The sequence below is a fragment of the Tritonibacter sp. SIMBA_163 genome (assembly GCF_046535935.1).
GTDB classification, from domain to species: Bacteria; Pseudomonadota; Alphaproteobacteria; order Rhodobacterales; family Rhodobacteraceae; genus Epibacterium; species Epibacterium scottomollicae.
On record NZ_JAWJBP010000600.1, the window covers coordinates 1 to 264 of the forward strand.

The following is a 264-nucleotide window of genomic DNA, read 5'->3' on the forward strand; positions in this document are numbered from 1 at the left end:
GCCGCGAGCCGCTCGCCGAGGTCACGCGACGCGTCGACCGTGGCGGGGTCGAGCGCGTCGTCGAGGTAGAGCCGGGCCCGCCGCCGCACGGGGGCGGCGGGTTCGGGCATGAGCAGCAGCGCGTCGTATTCATCGACGTGGTCCCGTACGCGGTCGCGGGCCGCCCGCAGCGTGTCGAGCGCCTCGGCCCACGCCCGCTCTTCGGCGGCGCGGTCGCGCCCGCGGTGCTCCCCTTCCTCACCGAGCCGGATCGCCCCGAGCCAG

The 264-nt window shown here is 77.7% G+C and carries 1 protein-coding gene; it reads right to left on the reverse strand.

The genetic code is table 11. From position 1 onward, the window contains the following. On the reverse strand, positions 1-264 hold a 264-nt coding region (locus R0J92_RS23705), incomplete at both ends, for a hypothetical protein (protein WP_411053479.1).